The 19,481-nt window shown below is 63.0% G+C and carries 15 protein-coding genes; 7 read left to right on the top strand and 8 right to left on the bottom strand.

Annotated features, from left to right (window positions below):
• Window positions 1–76 precede the first annotated feature (76 nt).
• Entirely contained in the window at window positions 77–304 is a 228-nt protein-coding gene (locus G1E_RS07605) for a hypothetical protein (RefSeq protein ID WP_029884913.1), read from the top strand.
• Between the two features lie 32 nt (window positions 305–336).
• Here G1E_RS07605 and G1E_RS07610 read toward each other — a convergent pair whose 3' ends face one another.
• The 5 genes from G1E_RS07610 to G1E_RS07630 form a co-directional block, all read right to left on the bottom strand.
• The gene (locus G1E_RS07610; RefSeq protein WP_009685905.1) at window positions 337–819 is read right to left on the bottom strand and encodes a copper chaperone PCu(A)C; all 483 of its coding nucleotides are present in this window, start codon (window positions 817–819) and stop codon (window positions 337–339) included.
• Complete coding sequence (locus tag G1E_RS07615; RefSeq protein WP_009685906.1) at window positions 820–1,428, bottom strand: SCO family protein; 609 nt, start codon at window positions 1,426–1,428, stop codon at window positions 820–822.
• Window positions 1,429–1,730: 302 nt separating this feature from the next.
• Window positions 1,731–2,315, bottom strand: a complete 585-nt coding sequence (gene nfuA / locus G1E_RS07620; protein WP_003250416.1) for a Fe-S biogenesis protein NfuA — start codon at window positions 2,313–2,315, stop codon at window positions 1,731–1,733.
• Window positions 2,316–2,373: 58 nt separating this feature from the next.
• Entirely contained in the window at window positions 2,374–3,408 is a 1,035-nt protein-coding gene (locus G1E_RS07625; RefSeq protein WP_009685907.1) for an acyltransferase, read from the bottom strand.
• Window positions 3,409–3,521: 113 nt separating this feature from the next.
• A complete protein-coding gene (locus G1E_RS07630; RefSeq protein ID WP_033691013.1) occupies window positions 3,522–5,822 on the bottom strand; it encodes a fatty acid cis/trans isomerase in 2,301 nt (766 codons plus the stop codon).
• A 180-nt stretch (window positions 5,823–6,002) separates the two neighbouring features.
• On the opposite strand from G1E_RS07630, the gene metH reads away from it, so the two are divergent.
• Both metH and G1E_RS07640 read left to right on the top strand, forming a co-directional pair.
• Entirely contained in the window at window positions 6,003–9,710 is a 3,708-nt protein-coding gene (gene metH / locus G1E_RS07635; RefSeq protein WP_009685909.1) for a methionine synthase, read from the top strand.
• A gap of 160 nt (window positions 9,711–9,870) precedes the next feature.
• Entirely contained in the window at window positions 9,871–10,089 is a 219-nt protein-coding gene (locus G1E_RS07640; protein WP_009685910.1) for a DUF2970 domain-containing protein, read from the top strand.
• A 277-nt stretch (window positions 10,090–10,366) separates the two neighbouring features.
• Here the strand turns inward: G1E_RS07640 and G1E_RS07645 are convergent, their stop codons facing one another.
• On the bottom strand, window positions 10,367–11,443 hold the full coding sequence (locus tag G1E_RS07645) for an ABC transporter substrate-binding protein (protein ID WP_009685911.1): 1,077 nt from the start codon (window positions 11,441–11,443) through the stop codon (window positions 10,367–10,369).
• Between the two features lie 214 nt (window positions 11,444–11,657).
• Between G1E_RS07645 and G1E_RS07650 the strand changes: the two genes are divergently transcribed.
• From G1E_RS07650 to G1E_RS07665, 4 genes are all read left to right on the top strand, one after another.
• Entirely contained in the window at window positions 11,658–13,310 is a 1,653-nt protein-coding gene (locus G1E_RS07650; RefSeq protein WP_009685912.1) for a nitrite/sulfite reductase, read from the top strand.
• A complete protein-coding gene (locus tag G1E_RS07655) occupies window positions 13,294–13,788 on the top strand; it encodes a DUF934 domain-containing protein (protein ID WP_009685913.1) in 495 nt (164 codons plus the stop codon). Before G1E_RS07650 ends, G1E_RS07655 begins: the two co-directional genes overlap by 17 nt.
• Window positions 13,789–14,048: 260 nt before the next feature.
• Window positions 14,049–14,852, top strand: a complete 804-nt coding sequence (dkgB, locus tag G1E_RS07660; protein WP_009685914.1) for a 2,5-didehydrogluconate reductase DkgB — start codon at window positions 14,049–14,051, stop codon at window positions 14,850–14,852.
• A gap of 95 nt (window positions 14,853–14,947) precedes the next feature.
• A complete protein-coding gene (locus G1E_RS07665) occupies window positions 14,948–16,096 on the top strand; it encodes a M14-type cytosolic carboxypeptidase (RefSeq protein WP_009685915.1) in 1,149 nt (382 codons plus the stop codon).
• 21 nt (window positions 16,097–16,117) lie between these two features.
• On the opposite strand, the gene G1E_RS07670 is transcribed toward G1E_RS07665, so the two are convergent.
• Window positions 16,118–17,089 (bottom strand): spore coat U domain-containing protein, encoded by a 972-nt coding sequence (locus tag G1E_RS07670; protein WP_009685916.1) that lies wholly within the window; start codon window positions 17,087–17,089, stop codon window positions 16,118–16,120.
• The gene (locus G1E_RS07675; RefSeq protein ID WP_082437895.1) at window positions 17,086–19,476 is read right to left on the bottom strand and encodes a fimbria/pilus outer membrane usher protein; all 2,391 of its coding nucleotides are present in this window, start codon (window positions 19,474–19,476) and stop codon (window positions 17,086–17,088) included. Before G1E_RS07675 ends, G1E_RS07670 begins: the two co-directional genes overlap by 4 nt.
• Window positions 19,477–19,481 lie beyond the last annotated feature (5 nt).

Here is a 19,481-nt window from a genome sequence, read left to right on the forward strand (position 1 = left end):
CTGGGTTGGGCCCCCCCCCCACGGGCGGCCCCCTTAGCCACTGCTACACTAACAGGGCTGAACGGAGGATCCTGCCATGTCCCAAAGAGAGCTCACCACCCTACTGTCGCTGATGAACCAGCGCCAGGCCTGCCTGAGTAGCGCGTGCAAGGAGATTGCCGACTGGATCGACCGGCAGGGCGATGTGCCCGCCGCAGGCAAGATTCGCGCGAGTTTACGGGCGCTGGAAGCCGACGAGGCGCAAGTCCGCAAGACCTTGACCTCGCTGACCCTCGACCGGCCACTGCCCAAGTTTCGCAGTTGACCGGCGCGCCAAGGCTGCCTTGCTGGAACCTGTCAGTGCTGCATGTGCATGTGGTCGTGGCCGCCGCCCGCCTCGGCGGTGAGCGCGCGCACTTCAGCCTGCACTTCCAAGGTTTCCTTGGCGCCTGTGGCGTCTTCGATGGTCAGGCTCAGCGGTACTTTTTCGCCTTCCTTGACCTGGCCGTTCAGGCCCATCAGCATCACATGCAGCCCATTCGGGTCCAGCGTAACGGCTTTGCCCGCGGGTAGCTCGACAGCCTTCACCTCACGCATGCCCATCACATCGCCGTTCATGGTCATTTCGTGTACCTGAACGGTCTTGGCAACTGGCGACGCCACGCTCACCAGCTTGCTGTCGCTGCTGGCGGTCAGGGTCATGAATGCGCCGGTGGACTGCTGGTGCGGCACGCTGGCACGCACCCAGGCTTCACTCACGGTGGTCTGGGCCAGGGCCGGCAGTGCCAGCCCGGCAAGGGCCAGGGCAGCCAAGCCGCGTTTGATCGGTTGCATCAACATTCAGCAGATCTCCATCAGGGTGACCAGGTCTTCGGCGCATTCCTTGGCTGTCAGGGAATGGCCCAGGCTCAGGCGCAGGGTGCCACGTGTATCGTAGACGTAGCTGGTGGACGAATGAGAAATGGTGTAGGTGTCCCCGGCCGGGACTTTCTCGTAGAACACCTTGAATTCCTTGGCTACTGCGGCAATTTCTTCGGGGGTGCCGGTCAGTGCGATGAACGTGGGGTCAAAGGCCTTGACGTAGGCATCGAGCACCTCGGGGGTGTCGCGCTCCGGGTCCAGGGTGATGAACACCACCTGGAACAGGTCGCGGTCGCGGCCGCGCAGCGTCTTGCGTATCTGCGCCGCACGCGCCAGCGTGGTCGGGCAGATCGCCGGGCACTGGGTGAAACCGAAGAAAATCATGGGCATGCTGCCGTAGAAGCTCGACAGGGTACGCACGTTGCCTTGCGGGTCCTTGAGGCTGAACTTGCGCCCGAGGATCTCGTTGCTCATGTTCTTGCCGTACTTGAACTCGAGCCCCCGCGCCGGGCTGCAGCCCGCCAGCAGGCCGAGCCCGAGAACGCCCATGCCGGCGACGACTGCCCGCCGGCTATATAGATCATTCATGAAACCATCCTTTACAGGGAAGGTGCCGGCCCTCGGGACGGGCCGGTCGAAAAAACCGGGGCATTCTGGCATGACACCCAGAGGGGTTCTACCCGACTTGGGCAGGTAAGGCCTGCAGCCCTTGAAATACGGGCTGCGGCCTGTTGTCGCAGGGCTTGAAAACGTAACACTTTATTGCTAAGTGTGCGGACTTTAGCGGCCTGTTCAGGCGCGGCCTCGTGTCGCGATCGGGCTGCAACGCAGCCAGAGCAAGCATGAGCCAAGGCAACGGTGCTGCTGCAGCCCAGCAGCTGCCGGAAGGCTTAGTAGTAGGCGTTTTCTTTCTGGCTGTGGTCAGTCACGTCACGCACGCCCTTCAGCTCCGGGATACGCTCGAGCAGGGTGCGCTCGATGCCTTCTTTCAAAGTTACGTCAGCCTGGCCGCACCCTTGGCAACCACCGCCAAACTGCAGCACAGCAATGCCGTCGTCCACTACATCTACCAGGCTGACCTGGCCGCCATGGCTGGCCAGACCAGGGTTGATCTCGGTCTGCAGGTAGTAGTTGATACGCTCGTTGATCGGGCTGTCTTCATTGACCATCGGCACCTTGGCGTTCGGCGCCTTGATGGTCAGCTGGCCACCCATGCGGTCGGTGGCGTAATCGACCAGGGCATCTTCCAGGAACGGCACGCTGACCGCATCCAGGTAAGCGGTAAAGCTCTTGAGGCCAACGGCGGTGTCGTCAGGCTTCTCTTCGCCCGGCTTGCAGTAGGCGATGCAGGTTTCGGCGTACTGGGTGCCCGGCTGGGTGATGAAAATACGAATGCCGATGCCAGGCGTGTTCTGCTTGGAGAGCAGATCGGCCAGGTAGTCATGGGCGGCGTCGGTAATGGTTATAGCGCTCATGTAGGTTCCTCACAGACTTGCCGCCAAGTGTACGCCAACCGGCGCATCGAACAAAGTCCTAGTATTTGACTCGGGAAAGCGCATAGGCCGGCTCGCCCCCTCGCGGCGCCGCCAGCCACGCCTGCATGCGCCGGTACAGGCCACGTTCCAGCCAGCAATAGCTGAACCACGACATTAGTCCAATGGACGGCACGCACACGGCGAATACCCAGTAAGGATTCAACTGCAGCCGCTGGCTGGCGAACCAGCCGGCATACAGCACCAGCACATGGATCAGGTACACGGAATACGAGCAGTCGCCCAGCGCCTTGAGCAGCCGGTTGCCCTTGAACATCGGTTCCAGGGCGATGAAGGCCAGCACGATCATTGCGCTCGGCACGCCCCAATGCAGCAAACGCTGCGATGCATCGAGGTGATAGATGGCCAGGCCTGCCGCCCCCAGCAACAGCAACGCCAGCACCCGGCCCTGGCGGATCAGCCCATGGCGGTACAAGACCCCAAGGCCGATGCCGAGCAGGAACTCATAGATGATGTCGTTGTTGTAAAAGCGGCTGAGCAAGCCAAACCGCCCCAGCACCTCGCTGACCAGCAGCAAGGCGCCAGCCACCAGCAACAGGTGGTGCCGTTTGCGCACAAGGAAAGCCAGGCCGAACAGTAGGTAGAAGAACATTTCGAAGTTCAGCGTCCAGCCCACGTTCAAGGTGGGATACAGGCCATAACCGCCGGGGTTCTCCGCCGGGATGAACAGCAGCGACAGCAGCAGGTGATGCCAACTGAACACCTGGTGCGGCATCCATTGGCTAAACGCCAGCAACAGCAAGGCCATCAGGGCCGTATAGAACCAGTAGGCGGGAACGATGCGCAGCACCCGGTTGAGCAGAAACTGGCGCGGCTCGACCGGCTTGTCGCAGGTCGACAGGTAGATGACCAGCCCACTGATCACGAAGAAGATGTCCACGCCCACGGCGCCCCGGTCAGTGAGCAATTGGCCGACGGGGCCCGTGGCATGGAAATCGAAGAAGATCTGCATGAAATGGTGGCAGACCACCACCCAAGCGGCGAACGCCCGCAATGCCTGAAGCGAATACAACATGAAAGAACCTGCGCTTTTCGGTGCATTGAGGCCCGTATCGGCTGCGTGAGCACCGATACAGGCCACCTAACCCTTTCCGACCGCAGGTGTATCGGAAAGGTCAGCCAAACCGATCAGAGGTTTTCGTAGCGGTTCATGTCCAGCACCCCGGCCTCGAGCGGCTCGGTTTCCTTGATGAAGCTGTTCAGGTCATGGAAGTAGCGCCAGAACTCTGGGTGGCTGCGGCGCACGCCCCAGCGCATGACAATGCGTTCGAACTTCGCCGCATCGTCCTTCGCGTACTCCATGTCCTCGACGAATTCCGGGACATCCTTGGTCGGGATGTTGAACATGAAGTTGGGGTAACTGCTGAGCACACCGGGGTACAGGGTCAGGGTGTCCAGGCCAGGCTGGTAGCGATAGGCCTCGCCAAGCAGGAAGGCCACGTTGCTGTGCGCGCGGTTGCGTAGCAGGCTGTACACCTGGCGCTGGCCGCCCTGCCCTTCGATGCGCAACATCGTCGCCTCGGGCAGCTGGTTGATCACCTTCAGCCCGGCCGCCGGGCGCGAGACCAGGCGGCTTAGCGACTGCTCGGCATTGCGGAACTCTTCGCTCATTTGCGGCCGCGAGCAGAAGGCGCCCTGGCAGCGGTTGATCGGGTCGGGCGCGGCATTCAGGCTGCCGGTGCGCTGCAACAGCTTGAGGCCGAAGTCGCGCGTGGGGTTGCGCGGGTCAAGCTTGATACCGCTCGGCGTGTCACTGTCGATGTCCTCGTAGTCCAGCCACATCTTGACCTTGCCGCTGTTCTGGTACCAGTCGCCAAGAATCGCCTTGCGCTGGTCTGCCGGCATCAGGCGCAGGAAATTGACCTCGGCACCGTTGCGGATCAGGTCGAAGTACAGGCGCGTCTGCAACTGGTGGGACACGTTGCCATACACATCGAAATTGACTGCCAGCTGGTAATAGGTGCGTTCGAGCAGCGGGTAGTCGAACAGCCAGACGGTAAGGGGCACGTCGCCGACCAGGCCCTTGGTGACCGAGGCGCTGTCGAAATGACGGAATATGCTCAGCAAGGCATTGTCGTTACCGGCCCACAGCGTCGCCCAGCCTGGGGCCGGCAGCTCGGCATAGGCTTCCCGGCGCAGCTTTTCATACGCGTTGCGCTTGTCGCGGTACGCGTGCCACAGGCTCAGCACACTGCCCACGTCGTCGTTCTGGCCTGGCATGGCCAGCAACGGCGTGGCTTCGCCGCGGTAGTGCGCATCGGTGATGTAGCGGTCGTGCGCGGGCTCCTGGAACAACGCCCAGAAGTTGTCGCGAATCACGTCGGTGGCGATCTGCCCCCGGCAGACAGGCCCGCGGATGAAGGTGCGCACGAAGTACTCGGCGTTATCCAGCATGAACTGGTAGCGCGCCACCGCCGGGATGGCCTCGAAGGTTTCGAACGGGTTGGCGCGGTGGCGTGGGCCATAGCCGGGCAGCGCGCTGGCATGCCAGTCACCGGCATAGAACAGCTGCTTCACCCGCTTGAGCTTTTGCGGCCCCATTGGGTAGGTGATGTGCGTCTTGTGCACGATCACGCCCTGCACCGGGATCAACCGGTAGTAGAAGTCGGTACCGGGCGGGTCGTTGGGCCGCCGCGTGGCGATGATGTCTGCTGGCTGGCCGCTTGGCGTACGCGAGCGCACCCACTGGAAGAAATGGCCCTGCTCACCCCCTGTAAAATAGATATGCGCCAGGAAAAGGTGCTCGTACAGCCAGCGGCCAACCAGTGCTTCGGTGGAGCCCGGGCGGTTGAGCAGTTCCTCCCATTCGGCGATTTGCCGGGCTTCGGCAGCGCTGGGTTGGATCGGCTGGTATTCGACCGGCGCGCCGGCGGCCAGCCAACGGCGCATGGTGTCGTATTCCTGGTCCGTCAACCCGGTCACGGCCAGCGGCATGCCTTCCCTGGGATGGGCGCCGGCGTAGGCATCGAACTCATGGGGCAAGGGGCACATGTTGTTGCGGTTCAGGCCCAGGACGATCTCGTCAGGCACCTTGGCATTGGGCGTGAGTGGCGTCTTGTGCCCCAGTTCGAGCATGCGCGCCATCAGCGCGGCCTGGCTGCCCTGGTTGTCGAGCACCGAGTAGAAGCCTTTCTTGCGCCACTCGCTCTCGCTGTGGGCGTCGTAGAACAGCCGCGTGGTGGGCACTGCCTGGCTGCGTTCGCCCTGGTACACCGGAACCTTGCTGGCCCCGCGTACTGCGCCTTCGGGGCTTTCCAGCTTCAGTTGGCAGGCGGCATCGTTGCAGGCGTGGCAGGCCACGCATTTCTCGGTGAAAATGGGTTGAATGTCCCGGGTGTAGGATATGGCCGGGCTCGACTGGGGAGCTTGCCCAAGCACCGCGCCACTGAGGAGCAGGGCGAAAGCGCCGGCAAGGATACGTTGCACCATGTGCGGAAAGTCCTGGTTCTTGAAGCCATCACGATTTGTTGCCTGGTCGTCCTTGGCCACCGTTTTTCACCGGCTAGGCCAACATGAGCAGAATTCATGGAAATGGGCGATGCACCTAAAAACCGCGCAGCTTTGTTATGATTCGGCCCCTTCTGATATTCGCCCGACCAGGTAGTTCCTATGTCCGACCGCAGCGCTCGTCTCCAAGCACTCCAGAACGCCCTCAAAGAGCGCATCCTGATCCTCGACGGCGGCATGGGCACTATGATCCAAAGCTACCGGCTCGAGGAACACGACTATCGTGGCACGCGTTTCGCCGATTGGCCAAGCGATGTCAAGGGTAACAACGATTTGTTGCTGCTCAGCCGCCCAGACGTGATCGCTGCCATCGAGAAAGCCTACCTGGATGCGGGCGCGGATATTCTCGAAACCAACACCTTCAATGCCACGCAAATCTCCCAGGCCGACTACGGCATGGAATCGCTGGTTTACGAGCTGAACGTCGAAGGTGCGCGCATTGCCCGCCAGGTGGCCGATGCCAAGACGCTGGAAACCCCCGACAAGCCGCGCTTCGTTGCTGGCGTGCTCGGCCCTACCAGCCGCACCTGCTCGATTTCACCGGACGTCAACGACCCTGGCTACCGCAACGTCACCTTCGACGAGCTGGTGGTCAACTATGTGGAGGCCACCCGTGGCCTGATCGAAGGCGGCGCCGACCTGATCCTGATCGAGACCATCTTCGACACCCTCAACGCCAAGGCGGCGATCTTCGCCGTGCAACAGGTGTTCGAGGAAGACAGCATCGAACTGCCGATCATGATCTCCGGCACCATTACCGATGCCTCCGGGCGCACCCTGTCGGGCCAGACCACCGAAGCGTTCTGGAACTCGGTACGCCACGCCAAGCCGATTTCCGTGGGCCTGAACTGCGCCCTGGGCGCCAAGGACCTGCGCCCGTACCTGGAAGAACTGTCGACCAAGGCCGACACCCATGTCTCGGCACACCCCAACGCCGGCCTGCCCAACGCCTTCGGTGAATACGACGAAAGCCCTGCCGAAATGGCCGCGGTGGTCGAGGAGTTCGCCGCCAGCGGGTTCCTCAACATCATCGGCGGTTGCTGCGGTACCACCCCAGGCCACATCCAGGCGATTGCCGAAGCGGTCGCCAAATACCCGCCACGCGAGATTCCGGAAATCGCCAAGGCCTGCCGCCTGTCGGGCCTGGAGCCGTTCACCATCGACCGCCAGTCGCTGTTCGTGAACGTTGGCGAGCGTACCAACATCACCGGCTCCGCCAAGTTCGCCCGGCTTATCCGTGAAGAGAACTACACCGAAGCCCTGGAAGTCGCCCTGCAGCAGGTCGAAGCCGGCGCCCAGGTGATCGACATCAACATGGACGAAGGGATGCTCGACTCCCAGGCCGCCATGGTCCGCTTCCTCAACCTGATCGCTGGCGAACCGGACATCTCGCGCGTGCCGATCATGATCGACTCGTCGAAGTGGGAAGTGATCGAGGCGGGCCTGAAGTGCATCCAGGGCAAGGGCATCGTCAACTCCATTTCCATGAAAGAAGGCGTGGAGCAGTTCAAGCACCATGCCCGCCTGTGCAAACGCTACGGCGCCGCCGTGGTGGTCATGGCCTTCGACGAAGTGGGCCAGGCCGACACGGCTGCGCGCAAGAAGGAAATCTGCCAGCGCAGTTACGACATCCTGGTCAACGAAGTGGGCTTCCCGCCGGAAGACATCATCTTCGACCCGAATATCTTCGCCGTCGCCACCGGTATCGAAGAGCACAACAACTACGCCGTCGATTTCATCGAAGCCTGTGCCTACATTCGCGACCACCTGCCGCATGCGCTGAGCTCGGGCGGTGTGTCCAACGTGTCGTTCTCGTTCCGTGGCAACAACCCGGTGCGTGAGGCGATCCACTCGGTGTTCCTCTACCACGCGATCCAGAACGGCCTGACCATGGGTATCGTCAACGCCGGCCAGCTGGAAATCTACGACGAAATTCCCGCTGCGCTGCGCGAAAAGGTCGAGGACGTGGTGCTCAACCGCACCCCGCACGGTACCGACGCCCTGCTGGCAATCGCCGAAGACTACCGCGGCGGCGGCGCCACCAAGGAGGTGGAAAACGAAGAGTGGCGCTCGCTGCCGGTGGAAAAACGCCTGGAGCACGCGCTGGTCAAGGGCATTACCGCATTCATCGTCGAGGACACCGAAGCGTGCCGCCAGCAGTGCGCACGCCCGATCGAAGTGATCGAAGGCCCGCTGATGAACGGCATGAACGTGGTCGGGGACCTGTTCGGGGCGGGCAAGATGTTCCTGCCCCAGGTGGTCAAGTCGGCCCGGGTGATGAAGCAGGCAGTGGCGCACCTGATCCCCTTCATCGAGGCCGAGAAAGGTGACAAGCCCGAAGCCAAAGGCAAGATCCTGATGGCCACGGTGAAAGGCGACGTGCACGACATCGGCAAGAACATCGTTGGCGTGGTGCTGGGCTGCAACGGTTACGATATCGTCGACCTTGGCGTGATGGTGCCGGCCGAGAAAATTCTGCAAACCGCTCGCGACGAAAAGTGCGACATCATCGGCCTCTCCGGCCTGATCACGCCGTCGCTGGACGAGATGGTCCACGTTGCCCGCGAAATGCAGCGCCAGGGCTTCACGCTGCCGCTGATGATCGGGGGCGCCACGACGTCCAAGGCGCATACCGCCGTCAAGATCGAACCGAAGTACAGCAACGATGCCGTGGTCTACGTCACCGACGCCTCGCGCGCGGTTGGCGTGGCTACCCAGCTGCTGTCCAGGGAGCTCAAGCCAGGTTTCATCGAGCGGACCCGCCAGGAGTACGTGGAAGTACGCGAACGCACCGCCAACCGCAGTGCCCGTACCGAGCGCCTGAGCTACGCCCAGGCCATCGCCGCCAAGCCGCAATACGATTGGGCCGGCTACCAGCCAGCGGTACCCTCCTTCACCGGCGTGAAGGTGCTGGAAGACATCGATCTGCGCACCTTGGCCGAATACATCGACTGGACACCGTTCTTCATTTCCTGGGACCTGGCCGGCAAGTTCCCGCGCATCCTCACCGACGAGGTGGTCGGCGAAGCGGCCACGGCGCTGTACAACGATGCCCGCGAAATGCTCGACAAGCTGATCGACGAAAAGCTGATCAGTGCCCGGGCGGTGTTCGGCTTCTGGCCGGCCAACCAGGTCGCCGATGACGATATCGAAGTCTACGGTGCAGATGGCCAGACCCTGGCCACCCTGCACCACCTGCGCCAGCAAACCATCAAGCCGGACGGCAAGGCCAACTGGTCGCTGGCCGACTTCGTCGCGCCCAAAGGCAGCGGCGTGACCGATTACGTGGGGGGCTTCATCACCACGGCCGGCATTGGTGCCGAGGAAGTGGCCAAGGCGTATCAGGACAAAGGCGACGACTACAGCTCGATCATGGTCAAGGCCCTGGCCGACCGCCTGGCCGAAGCCTGTGCCGAATGGCTGCACGAACAGGTGCGCAAGGAACACTGGGGTTATGCCCGCGACGAGCAACTGGACAACGAAGCGCTGATCAAGGAGCAGTACCGCGGCATCCGCCCGGCACCGGGCTACCCGGCCTGCCCGGACCATACCGAAAAAGAGACCCTGTTCCGCCTGCTCGATGGCACGGCCATTGGCGAAACCGGGCCTAGCGGCGTGTTCCTCACCGAGCACTTCGCGATGTTCCCGGCCGCGGCGGTCAGTGGCTGGTACTTCGCCCACCCGCAGGCGCAGTACTTTGCCGTGGGCAAGGTCGACAAGGACCAGATCGAGTGTTACAGCGCGCGTAAAGGCCAGGATGTCAGCGTCAGCGAGCGCTGGCTGGCCCCTAACCTGGGTTACGACAGCTGAGTCTGCCGGGGCCGCCTTGCGGCCCTTCGCGACACCCGGTTGCGGCTGCCCGGGCCCGGTTGCTTCGGCAGGCGCGGGCTCGGGTCGCGAACGGGTTGCACGGTAGCGGCAAACCCCACCTACACTGTCCCTGATTGCCTCTGATTATTCAGGAGCCACCATGGACGATTCCAGCCAAGGCAAACCGCCGACCTTCTGGCAGATGCTGCACAGCATCCTCGCCGCCGCCTTCGGCGTGCAAAGCGGCAAGAACCGCGCCCGCGACTTCACCCATGGCAAGGCAAGCCATTTCATCGTCATGGGCACACTGTTCACCTTGGTGTTCATTGCCGTGCTGATTGGCCTGGTGCAACTGGCGCTACACCTTACCGCGCGTTAATCACGGGGCCGCAAAGCACAACACCTGCGCAATGGCTGCCGCAGGCGCCGTGGCTGCATCACGGTCGGAAGGTTCAAGTCACTGGTGGCTGACCCAGTAAACGGCGGTGACGACCACCAGCACGATCAGGCAGAGGATCGCCCAGGCATCGACACTGCTGTCAGCTTTGCGGACCTTGGTTGAGTTTCCCATTGCATTGCCTCTTGTAGTGGTTATGGGAATGCACTTCACAACCAGCAGTTAAGACGAGCAATGCCCTTCTCTCAAGCAGGGTCTTTCAATATTCGACCGGCGACGTCAAAAACGGGTATTGGTAACTGGCAGGCCGCCCTTCGGCGCTGTAACGCTGAAAATCCACGCCATAGTCGTCCCGCTCCAGCAGTTTCAGCCAACGCCTGGCCTTGGCCGGGTCAATCACCTGCATGACCGGCGCCGTGTGTACACGCAAGCCATCACGGTTCAGCGCCAGCCCCTGGGCATCATCGTGCAGCATCACCATGGCCCAGCCACCGAGGGTGAAATGCCCACCCAACAGCACGCTCAGGCGGCCGTCGATGCGCGCACGCAGCGCCTCGGGCGAGCTGTTCACAGCACCGAACAGCACGTCACGCCCCGGCGTATGGCCGGCTTCCTGGAAAGCTTGCATGGCGCCGAAGGCCATTTCGTCATTGGCCGACCACACCAGGCCGATGTTCGGGTAACGCTGCAGCAGCAGCTGCGCCTGCTCGTAGGCCCGCTGTCGGCTCCAGCCGCCATACACCACCTGACGCAGGCGCACCTGGGGGAAATCGGCCAGCGCCCTGCGCATACCCTGCTCGCGCAGTTGCGAGGCCGGCGTGGTCTTGACGCCGACAAACGCCAGCAACTCTACCGGGCCATGGCCACGTGGCAATCGCGCGACCATCTGATGCAACATCTCGAAACCCGCCTGTTCGTCATTGCTGGTCAGTGTGCCCAGTGGCGCGGCAAACTTGTCGGGCTGGGCCAGGATGCTGCGCTCCTGGCTGGCCGTGAGGCCATTGTTCACCAGCAGCAGCTTCACCCCAGTGCCGCGCGAAAGGCGCAGGATTTCCGGCGCCACGTATTGCTCGTTGACCACTATCAGGTAATCGGGCCGCTGCGGCGCGGTGAGTATCGCCCTTGCCTGGGTCAACGCCTGGTCGGCACTGCGCTCGGTGTATTGCACGCGCAGGGTCATGCCCAGCTCCTGGGCGGCGGCCTGCATGAACCGGCTGTAGCTGTTCCAGAACGTCTCACTGGACAGCCCCGGGTTGAGGAACACCACCGAAGCCGGTTGTGCGCTCGCCGCCAGCGGCAAGGCAAGACAAATGCTTTGGCACAACGCCTTCAACATGGGCTGGCATCCCTGTAACGCAAACCGCGGATTATACCCGCCGCGCCGGTATACTGGGCACAAATGGCAGTCAGTCTCACATAGTCCATTTGGTTCTTTTCATATGCAAAAACATCACTTTAGCGCATAAACGCAACCTGCTATCGTTCCCCGGCTCCGTACCGGAGTGCGCGGCCGTGCGCGCGAATAGCTGCATGCCTGAGACAGGACTTTTATGTACGTATACGACGAGTACGATCAGCGGATCATCGAGGACCGCGTCAAGCAGTTCCGTGATCAGACCCGCCGCTACCTGGCCGGTGAGCTGAGCGAAGAAGAATTCCGCCCTCTGCGCCTGCAGAACGGCCTATACATCCAACGTTTCGCGCCGATGCTGCGTGTCGCCGTGCCGTACGGCCAGCTGAACGCCACCCAGGTTCGCACCCTGGCCAAGATCGCCCGCGACTACGACAAGGGCTACGCCCACATTTCCACCCGGCAGAACGTGCAGTACAACTGGCCGGCGCTGGAAGATGTTCCAGACATCCTTGCCGAGCTGGCCAAAGTGCAGATGCACGCGATCCAGACCAGCGGCAACTGCCTGCGCAACACCACCACCGACCAGTTCGCCGGGGTTGCTGCAGACGAGGTCATCGACCCACGGCCATGGTGCGAAATTGTGCGCCAGTGGACCACCTTCCACCCGGAATTCGCCTTCCTGCCGCGCAAGTTCAAAATTGCCATCAATGGCTCGCAGGAAGACCGTGCCGCCATCGAAGTGCACGATATCGGCCTGGAGCCGGTGCGCAATGCGGCCGGTGAGCTGGGCTTCCGCGTATTGGTAGGCGGCGGCCTGGGGCGTACCCCGGTGGTCGGCTCGTTCATCAACGAATTCCTGCCGTGGCAAGACCTGATCAGCTACCTCGACGCCATCCTGCGCGTGTACAACCGTTACGGTCGCCGTGACAACAAGTACAAGGCGCGGATCAAGATCCTGGTCAAGGCCCTGACCCCGGAAGTGTTCGCCGAAAAGGTCGAGGCCGAAATGGTCCACCTGCGTGGCGGCAGCACTACCCTGACCGAAGCCGAAGTGCAGCGGGTATCGCGCCACTTCGTCGACCCCGAATACCTGGCCCTGGACAACGTCGACTTCGCCGCCCAGGACGCCGAGTACCCTGGCTTCGCCCGCTGGCGCTCGCGCAACACCCGCGCTCACAAGCGGCCGGGTTACGTGGCCGTTACCCTGTCGCTCAAACCCACCGGCGTGGCCCCGGGTGACCTGACCGACAAGCAGCTGGACGCGGTGGCCGACCTGGCCGAGCGCTACAGCTTCGGCTTCCTGCGTACTTCGCACGAGCAGAACATCATCCTGGCCGATGTCGAGCAGCGCCAACTGCACGCGCTGTGGCTGGAATTGCGCGAAAGCGGCTTCGCCACCCCGAACATCGGCCTGCTGACCGACATCATCTGCTGCCCGGGCGGTGATTACTGCTCGCTGGCCAATGCCAAGTCGATCCCGATTGCCGAGTCCATCCAGCGCCGCTTCGACGACCTGGACTACCTGTTCGACATCGGCGAAATCGACCTGAACATTTCCGGCTGCATGAACGCCTGCGGCCACCACCACGTGGGCCACATCGGCATCCTCGGCGTGGACAAGAAAGGTGAGGAGTTCTACCAGGTGTCGCTGGGCGGCAACGCTGCACGCGGCGCAAGCCTGGGCAAGATCCTCGGCCCGTCCTTCGCCCAGGATGACATGGCCGATGTGATCGAAAAGCTGATCGCGGTGTACGTCGAGCAACGTACCGAGGAAGAGCGTTTCATCGACACCTACCAGCGTATCGGTATCGACCCCTTCAAGGAACGCGTCTATGCAGCGAATCATTAAGAACAATCAGATCGTCGACGAAACCTGGCACCTGCTGCCCAAGGAAACGTCTTTCGACGAGCTGACCAACTGCGACGACTACATCGTTCCGCTGCAGATGTGGCGTGACCATGCCCATGTGCTCAAGGCCCGCGACGGCGGCCTTGGCGTGTGGCTGGACAGCGACCAGGAAGCCGAAGAAATCGGTGAAGACGTGCAGTACTTCCAGGTCATCGCCTTGAACTTCCCCGCCTTCACCGACGGGCGCAGCTACTCCAACGCGCGCCTGCTGCGTGACCGCTACGGCTTCAAGGGCGAGCTGCGTGCCATTGGTGACGTACTGCGCGACCAATTGTTCTACATGGCCCGTTGCGGTTTCGATGCATTCGCCATCCGTGCCGACAAGGACCCGGAAGACGCATTGCAGGGCCTCAAGGACTTCTCGGTGACCTACCAGGCCGCTACCGACGAGCCGCTGCCGCTGTTCCGTCGCCGCTGATTGCCACCTGCAACACCACGGCCCGCCGCAATGGCGGGCCGTTTCATTTGTACCCGCCGGTACCGCTCAACCCTGCCCCAGCTTCCTCCCAGCCCACCCACGCCTGCGCCCTTTTTTGCCTGGGGATCAAATGTCCTTGGTCGAACCCCGCCTTAATCAAACCGCATCAAACTTGCACACTGCTCCACACTCAAACAACGGACGGGGCTGCCCCCCTGGCTGAATTCCAGCCCCTTCCCTCACCTAGCAGGAGCCACCTCATGAGCATTCCATCTTTTGGTCTCGGTACTTTTCGCCTCACAGGCCAGACGGTCATCGACTCGGTCAAGGCCGCCCTCAAGCTGGGCTACCGGGCCATCGACACCGCGCAGGTCTACAAGAACGAAGCAGAGGTCGGCCAGGCCATCGCCGAGAGCGGTGTACCACGCGGTGAGTTGTTCATTACCACCAAGATCTGGGTCGACAACTATGCCCATGACAAGCTGCAAGACAGCTTGAAGGAAAGCCTGAAAAAACTGCGCACCGACTACGTGGACCTGTTGCTCATCCACTGGCCAGCCCCGGGCAACGGCGTTGACCTGCCCGCCTACATGGCCGCCTTGGCCGAGGTCAAGAAAGCGGGCCTGACCCGCCAGATCGGGGTGTCGAACTTCAATATCGCGTTGACCGAGCAAGCCATCGAGGTGGTGGGCAAAGGCGAAATCGCCACCAACCAGATCGAGCTCAGCCCGTACTTGCAGAACAGCAAGCTGGCTGCCTATCTCGAGGCGCAAGGCATCACTGTCACGTCCTACATGACCTTGGCCTACGGCAAGGTGCTGAAGGACCCGGTGCTGACCGAGATCGCCACCAAGCACAAGGCCACCGTGGCCCAGGTTGCCCTGGCCTGGGCACTGCAACTGGGCTACGCGGTGATCCCCTCGTCGACCAAGCGCGAGAACCTGGCCAGCAACCTGTTGGCCCGTAGCCTGAAGCTGGATGACCAGGACATGGCACGCATCGCCACGCTGGAACGCAATGGCCGTGAAGTCAGCCCGCCGGGCCTTGCCCCTGATTGGGACTGAGACACTCTGCAGGGGGGCATGGGACCGAGCGCCACTTTGCACGGCCAAGCCGTGTACAGTACGCCTACAACAATGCCCACAAAGGAGCCCGGCCCATGAGCGTAACGCTGTCCCCCCTGCACATCGACTGCGATTTCGATTCTGGCAATATCCAAGTACTGGATGCCAGCAACCCGGCGCAGGTGCGCCTGGCCATCCGCCCGGACACCCACAGCGACCATTACCAGTGGTTCCACTTCAGGGTCAGCGGGCTGACGCCGGGCCAGGTCCACCGCTTCAGCCTCGACAACGCCTCTGGCGCTTCGTACAAGCATGCCTGGAGCGGCTACAACGCCGTTGCCAGTTACGACCAGCAACGCTGGTTCCGGGTACCCAGCCAGTTCGATGGCAGCGCGCTTTCGTTCGAGCTCAAGGCTGAGCAGCCACAGGTCTGGTTCGCCTACTTCGAACCTTACCCGCGCGCTCGCCACAACCAGTTGATCGAGCGGGCCCGGCAACTGCCCGGTGTCGAATTGCTGGCCAGCGGCCGCAGCGTGCAAGGCCGGGACATTCCCCTGCTACGGGCGGGTGATGGTGCCGAGGGCAAGCGCAAGCTATGGCTGATCGCCCAGCAACACCCCGGCGAGCACATGGCCGAATGGTTCATGGAGGGCGTGATAGACCGCCTGCAGGCTAACGACACGGTGATTCAGCAACTGCTGGGCAAAGCCGATCTGTACCTGATCCCCAACATGAACCCCGACGGCGCCTTCCTTGGCCATCTGCGCACCAACTTCAAAGGCAAGGACCTCAACCGTGCCTGGCAGGACGCCAGTGTCGAACTCACCCCGGAAGTGTTCTTCGCCCAGGCGCAGATGAAGCAATATGGTGTGGACGCCTTCATCGACGTGCACGGTGATGAAGAAATCCCCCATGTATTCACGGCGGCGTGCGAGGGCAACCCAGGCTACACACCCCGGCTGGCAAAGCTTGAGGCGCAGTTCCGCAGCACCCTGTGCAGCCTTACCCCCGACTTCCAGACGGTACATGGCTACACCCGCGACGAGCCTGGCCAGGCGAACACCACCCTGGCCTGCAATGCGGTGGGCATGGCGTACGACTGCCTGTCGCTGACCCTGGAAATGCCATTCAAGGACCATGATGATGCGCCCAACGCCGCCACCGGCTGGTCGGGCGCGCGCTCCAAGGCACTGGCCGGCGCCGTGCTGGAGACGCTGGCAGGCATGCTTGGCGACTTGCGCTGACCCCGCGGCTGGCGCATGCCTTCAAAACTGCACATCCAGGATCACACTGTCGGTATAGCTGGCCGCGGGCGGCGTGGCCTGATCGGTGTAGACCTTGGCGTTGTAGTTGAACACCTGGCTGCCGGTGCCGGTACCGGCACCGGGGTTCACATCCGCATCAGTGCTCGCGCGGCGTGCCGCACCAACTGCGCCCCACCGCACCGTACCGGCCCCCTTGAAAATGTCGTATGCCAGGTAATTGCTGGTGGTAGATTTCATGCGCCGCCTGCCATTGGCCACGTTCTGCCCGTCGTCCAGGCCAACCGTGTAGTTGCTGCCCTTGGTGCACGACACACTCAGGCTCTGGCTGACCGTGGCGAACCCTGCCACCACCGGGGCACTGCCGAAGTTGATGTTGGGCGTGGTGATCTGGCAATCGTTGGTCACTGTCAGGCTCACGGTCAGGGTTTTGCTGCCTGAACCGATGTCGCGCCCAAGGCAGGCGCCGAGCAAGCCAATGCCCGAACAGTAGTCCCAGCTCCAGGCAATGGTCAGGGTTTCCTGGTACAGGCCAGCGGCGACATTGCTGCCCACCTGGGTGCGCATGTACAGCGGCACCGATTTGGGGGTGGTGCCGCCGAGCAAACCCAACAGGTCGAGAATGCCGGTACGGGCGAAGTCATAGGCCACGCCGCGGGCAATCGGGTAATTGGTGGTGTTGTCGCCGTACACCGTGTAAGGAATCACATCCCCCGTCGGGCCTACCAGGCCGCTGCTGGGCGACGTGATAGTGAGATAGAAATGGTCGCTGTTGCTCAGCACGCTCAGCAGCGACCCTGTGCACTGCAACCCCGAGTTCAGGGTCGAGGCGTTCTGTGCCGTGGTGCGCACCTGCGTGGAATTGAGGCTGCCGAACGCGGCCGGCAGGGTCGCCACCGATGAGCACAACCCCCAGGCGGCCCCCATGGGCAACCACAGCAAGCTTGCCAGCAGGCCCCGCTGCCAGGCCGTCATCGGCACACCAACGGCCCAAGCAACGGGATCGAACCTCGCGCTTCGGGGAAGTCGAACTCGACCTGGCAGCGCCCGCCCCCCTCCAGCGCGACCTGCAGGCGGTTGCGTGGCGACAGGTTCTCCAGGTACACCAGCCCGTCCCAACCGACCACAGCCTGGCTGCCCGATTGCTCGTGGGTCACCCGGCTGCCCAGTTTCAGCGGCTGCTGGCTGGCATCAACCAGCTCGATGCTCGCCGCCAGTACCCGTTTCAGCGGGAACTCCAGCAGGTAGCCACTGCCGCGGCGCACGGCCACACGCTGCTCCACATTCGGCGCCAGCACATCGGGCGGCAGGTCCATGGGGTCGATCTCGTACTTGCCGCGGTAGTAACCACTGCTGTACGGCACCAGCAGGTGGCCGCCGGCGTCGGTACGGCCGACCTCCTGGTTTTCATAGCGCACCGGTACATCGGCATAGCCGTCGGTACTGACCACGACGAAAGCGTCGTCGATCCGGTTGGCGGCGAACAGCCCATCCATCCATACCAGCGAACCACTGGCATCGGCCCAGCGGGTCGTTGCGCCGCTGCTGCCATATACGCCGGCCTGTAGCTGTACCGACTGCAAGCGCCAGGTCACATCGGCCTGGCGATAGGCATCGCGGTCGCTACCCTGGGCATAGCCGAGGTTATAGCCCACGCCGCTGCCTACCGGCACGGCGCGCCCGTAATTGACCCGCTGCAGGGTTTCACCGGTGTTGCTGCGTTCCAGGCCTAGCGCCAGCGTGCCATGGGTGTCGAACGGAATCACCAGTTGCGCCTGCACGGCCCACTGCCCGCCAGCGATTTCGCGGTTGGCCGACAGGTACACACTGCTGCTGCCTGACAACGGCCTGCTGTAGCTCAGGTTGATCAGCCGGGTACGCGTGCCGTCTGCAGCGCGCACGTCGAAGTAGCCGGCACCGACGTTGCCGTACCTGTCAAGGCTGAGGCTGAGGCTGACCTGCTCGCTGCGTGTGCTTGCCTGTATGTCCGGGGTGTCGACCCGGCTCAGGTCGGCATAGTCGGCACGGCGTTGCAGGCGCTGGTAGCTGAAACCGAAGCGCTGGCTGTTGTATTGGTAACCCAGCGCGACCTGCTGCCCCTGATCGCCGTCGAAACGGCTCTGCGCGAGCGCGGCATTGAGCACACCGAAGTTGCCCAGCCGCAGGTTGCCACCCAGGCCACCCAGCATCAGCGAGGCAGCGGTTTCAAGGTGGGTTTCCACGGTGAACGTGTCGCTTACCCCATGGCGCAGGCTGGCGCTGGCCGCCCCCGCGCCGTAGGCAAAGTCCCGCACACCGTAGTCACGCCTCAGGCTCCCGGCCGCTATCGAATAGTCTGACAGGCCTTTTTGCAACAGGCTGCTGGTGACGTAGAACGGCAAGGTGGTGGAAACCTGCCGGCCCAGGGCGTCGGTGGTGACCACCACCGCTTCGCCGGCACCGTTGATGAACGGCACATTGGTCAGCGTGTAGGGGCCTGGCTGCAATTCGTTGGAACTGGCCTTGTAGCCGTTGATGAACAGGTCGAGCGAGGTCGGTACCGCGGCTTCGCCGGCAAACGCCGGCAAGGGGTAAGTGACCAGGTCCGGCCGCGCGGCGAAGTCGCGCGACAGTTGCACGCCGCCCACCCGTACCGAACGGGTCCAGGGCAGTGCCCCGGTAACGAAATCGCCGGCCTCGTAGGTCAACAGGCGCTGCTCGTCGGTGAAGCGCCAGGTGGTGTCGTAGCGCAGAAAGCCCCGCCTTGCCGGGTCGGCCTGCGCGCCATTGAACGATTGGCGCCATTGCCCGGTGCTGGCGAAGGTGCCCCAGCCGTCGAACACGCGCAGTTCGTTCCAGGCCGCCAGGTAGGTGCCGCCGTCATCGGTGTCGTTCAGGTACAGGTCGTAGTTGAACAACGCGCCGAAGCTGCTCCGCGCATCGCTGGGCGGGTACAGGTTACGATCGCCGACCTGCTGCTCGGGCAACCAGGCCGGCGGCACTTGCAGCAACAGCCGCAGGTTCCGGCTGTCGTAATCGGCGTGCAGCCCGCTCACCGCGTCGAGGGCGACCTCGCCCTGGGGGTCGCCGGGCAGTGTCACACCCGCCGCACGCAACACGGCGCTGTCCAGGTACAACTGGCCGGCCCGCTGCTGCACCGGCACCAGCTCAGCCTTGGGCATGCGGTTCACCATCAGGTCGAGGAACAGCGTGGCGTCGGCAATGGCGGACAGCTCCGAGGGCGGCGGCGGCAGGTCGTCGGCCAGCGCCAGCGCTGGGCCAAGCACGGCCAACTGCAGGCACCCGCGGCGCAACCTCAGCGCTAGCCATTTCACACACGGTATCCAACCATTGCCGGGTCCTCCTTGGCCCCTGCGCTGCATTCTGG

Origin of the sequence: Pseudomonas sp. TJI-51 (genome assembly GCF_000190455.2) — a bacterium.
In the GTDB taxonomy this organism is placed as follows: Bacteria; Pseudomonadota; Gammaproteobacteria; order Pseudomonadales; family Pseudomonadaceae; genus Aquipseudomonas; species Aquipseudomonas juntendi.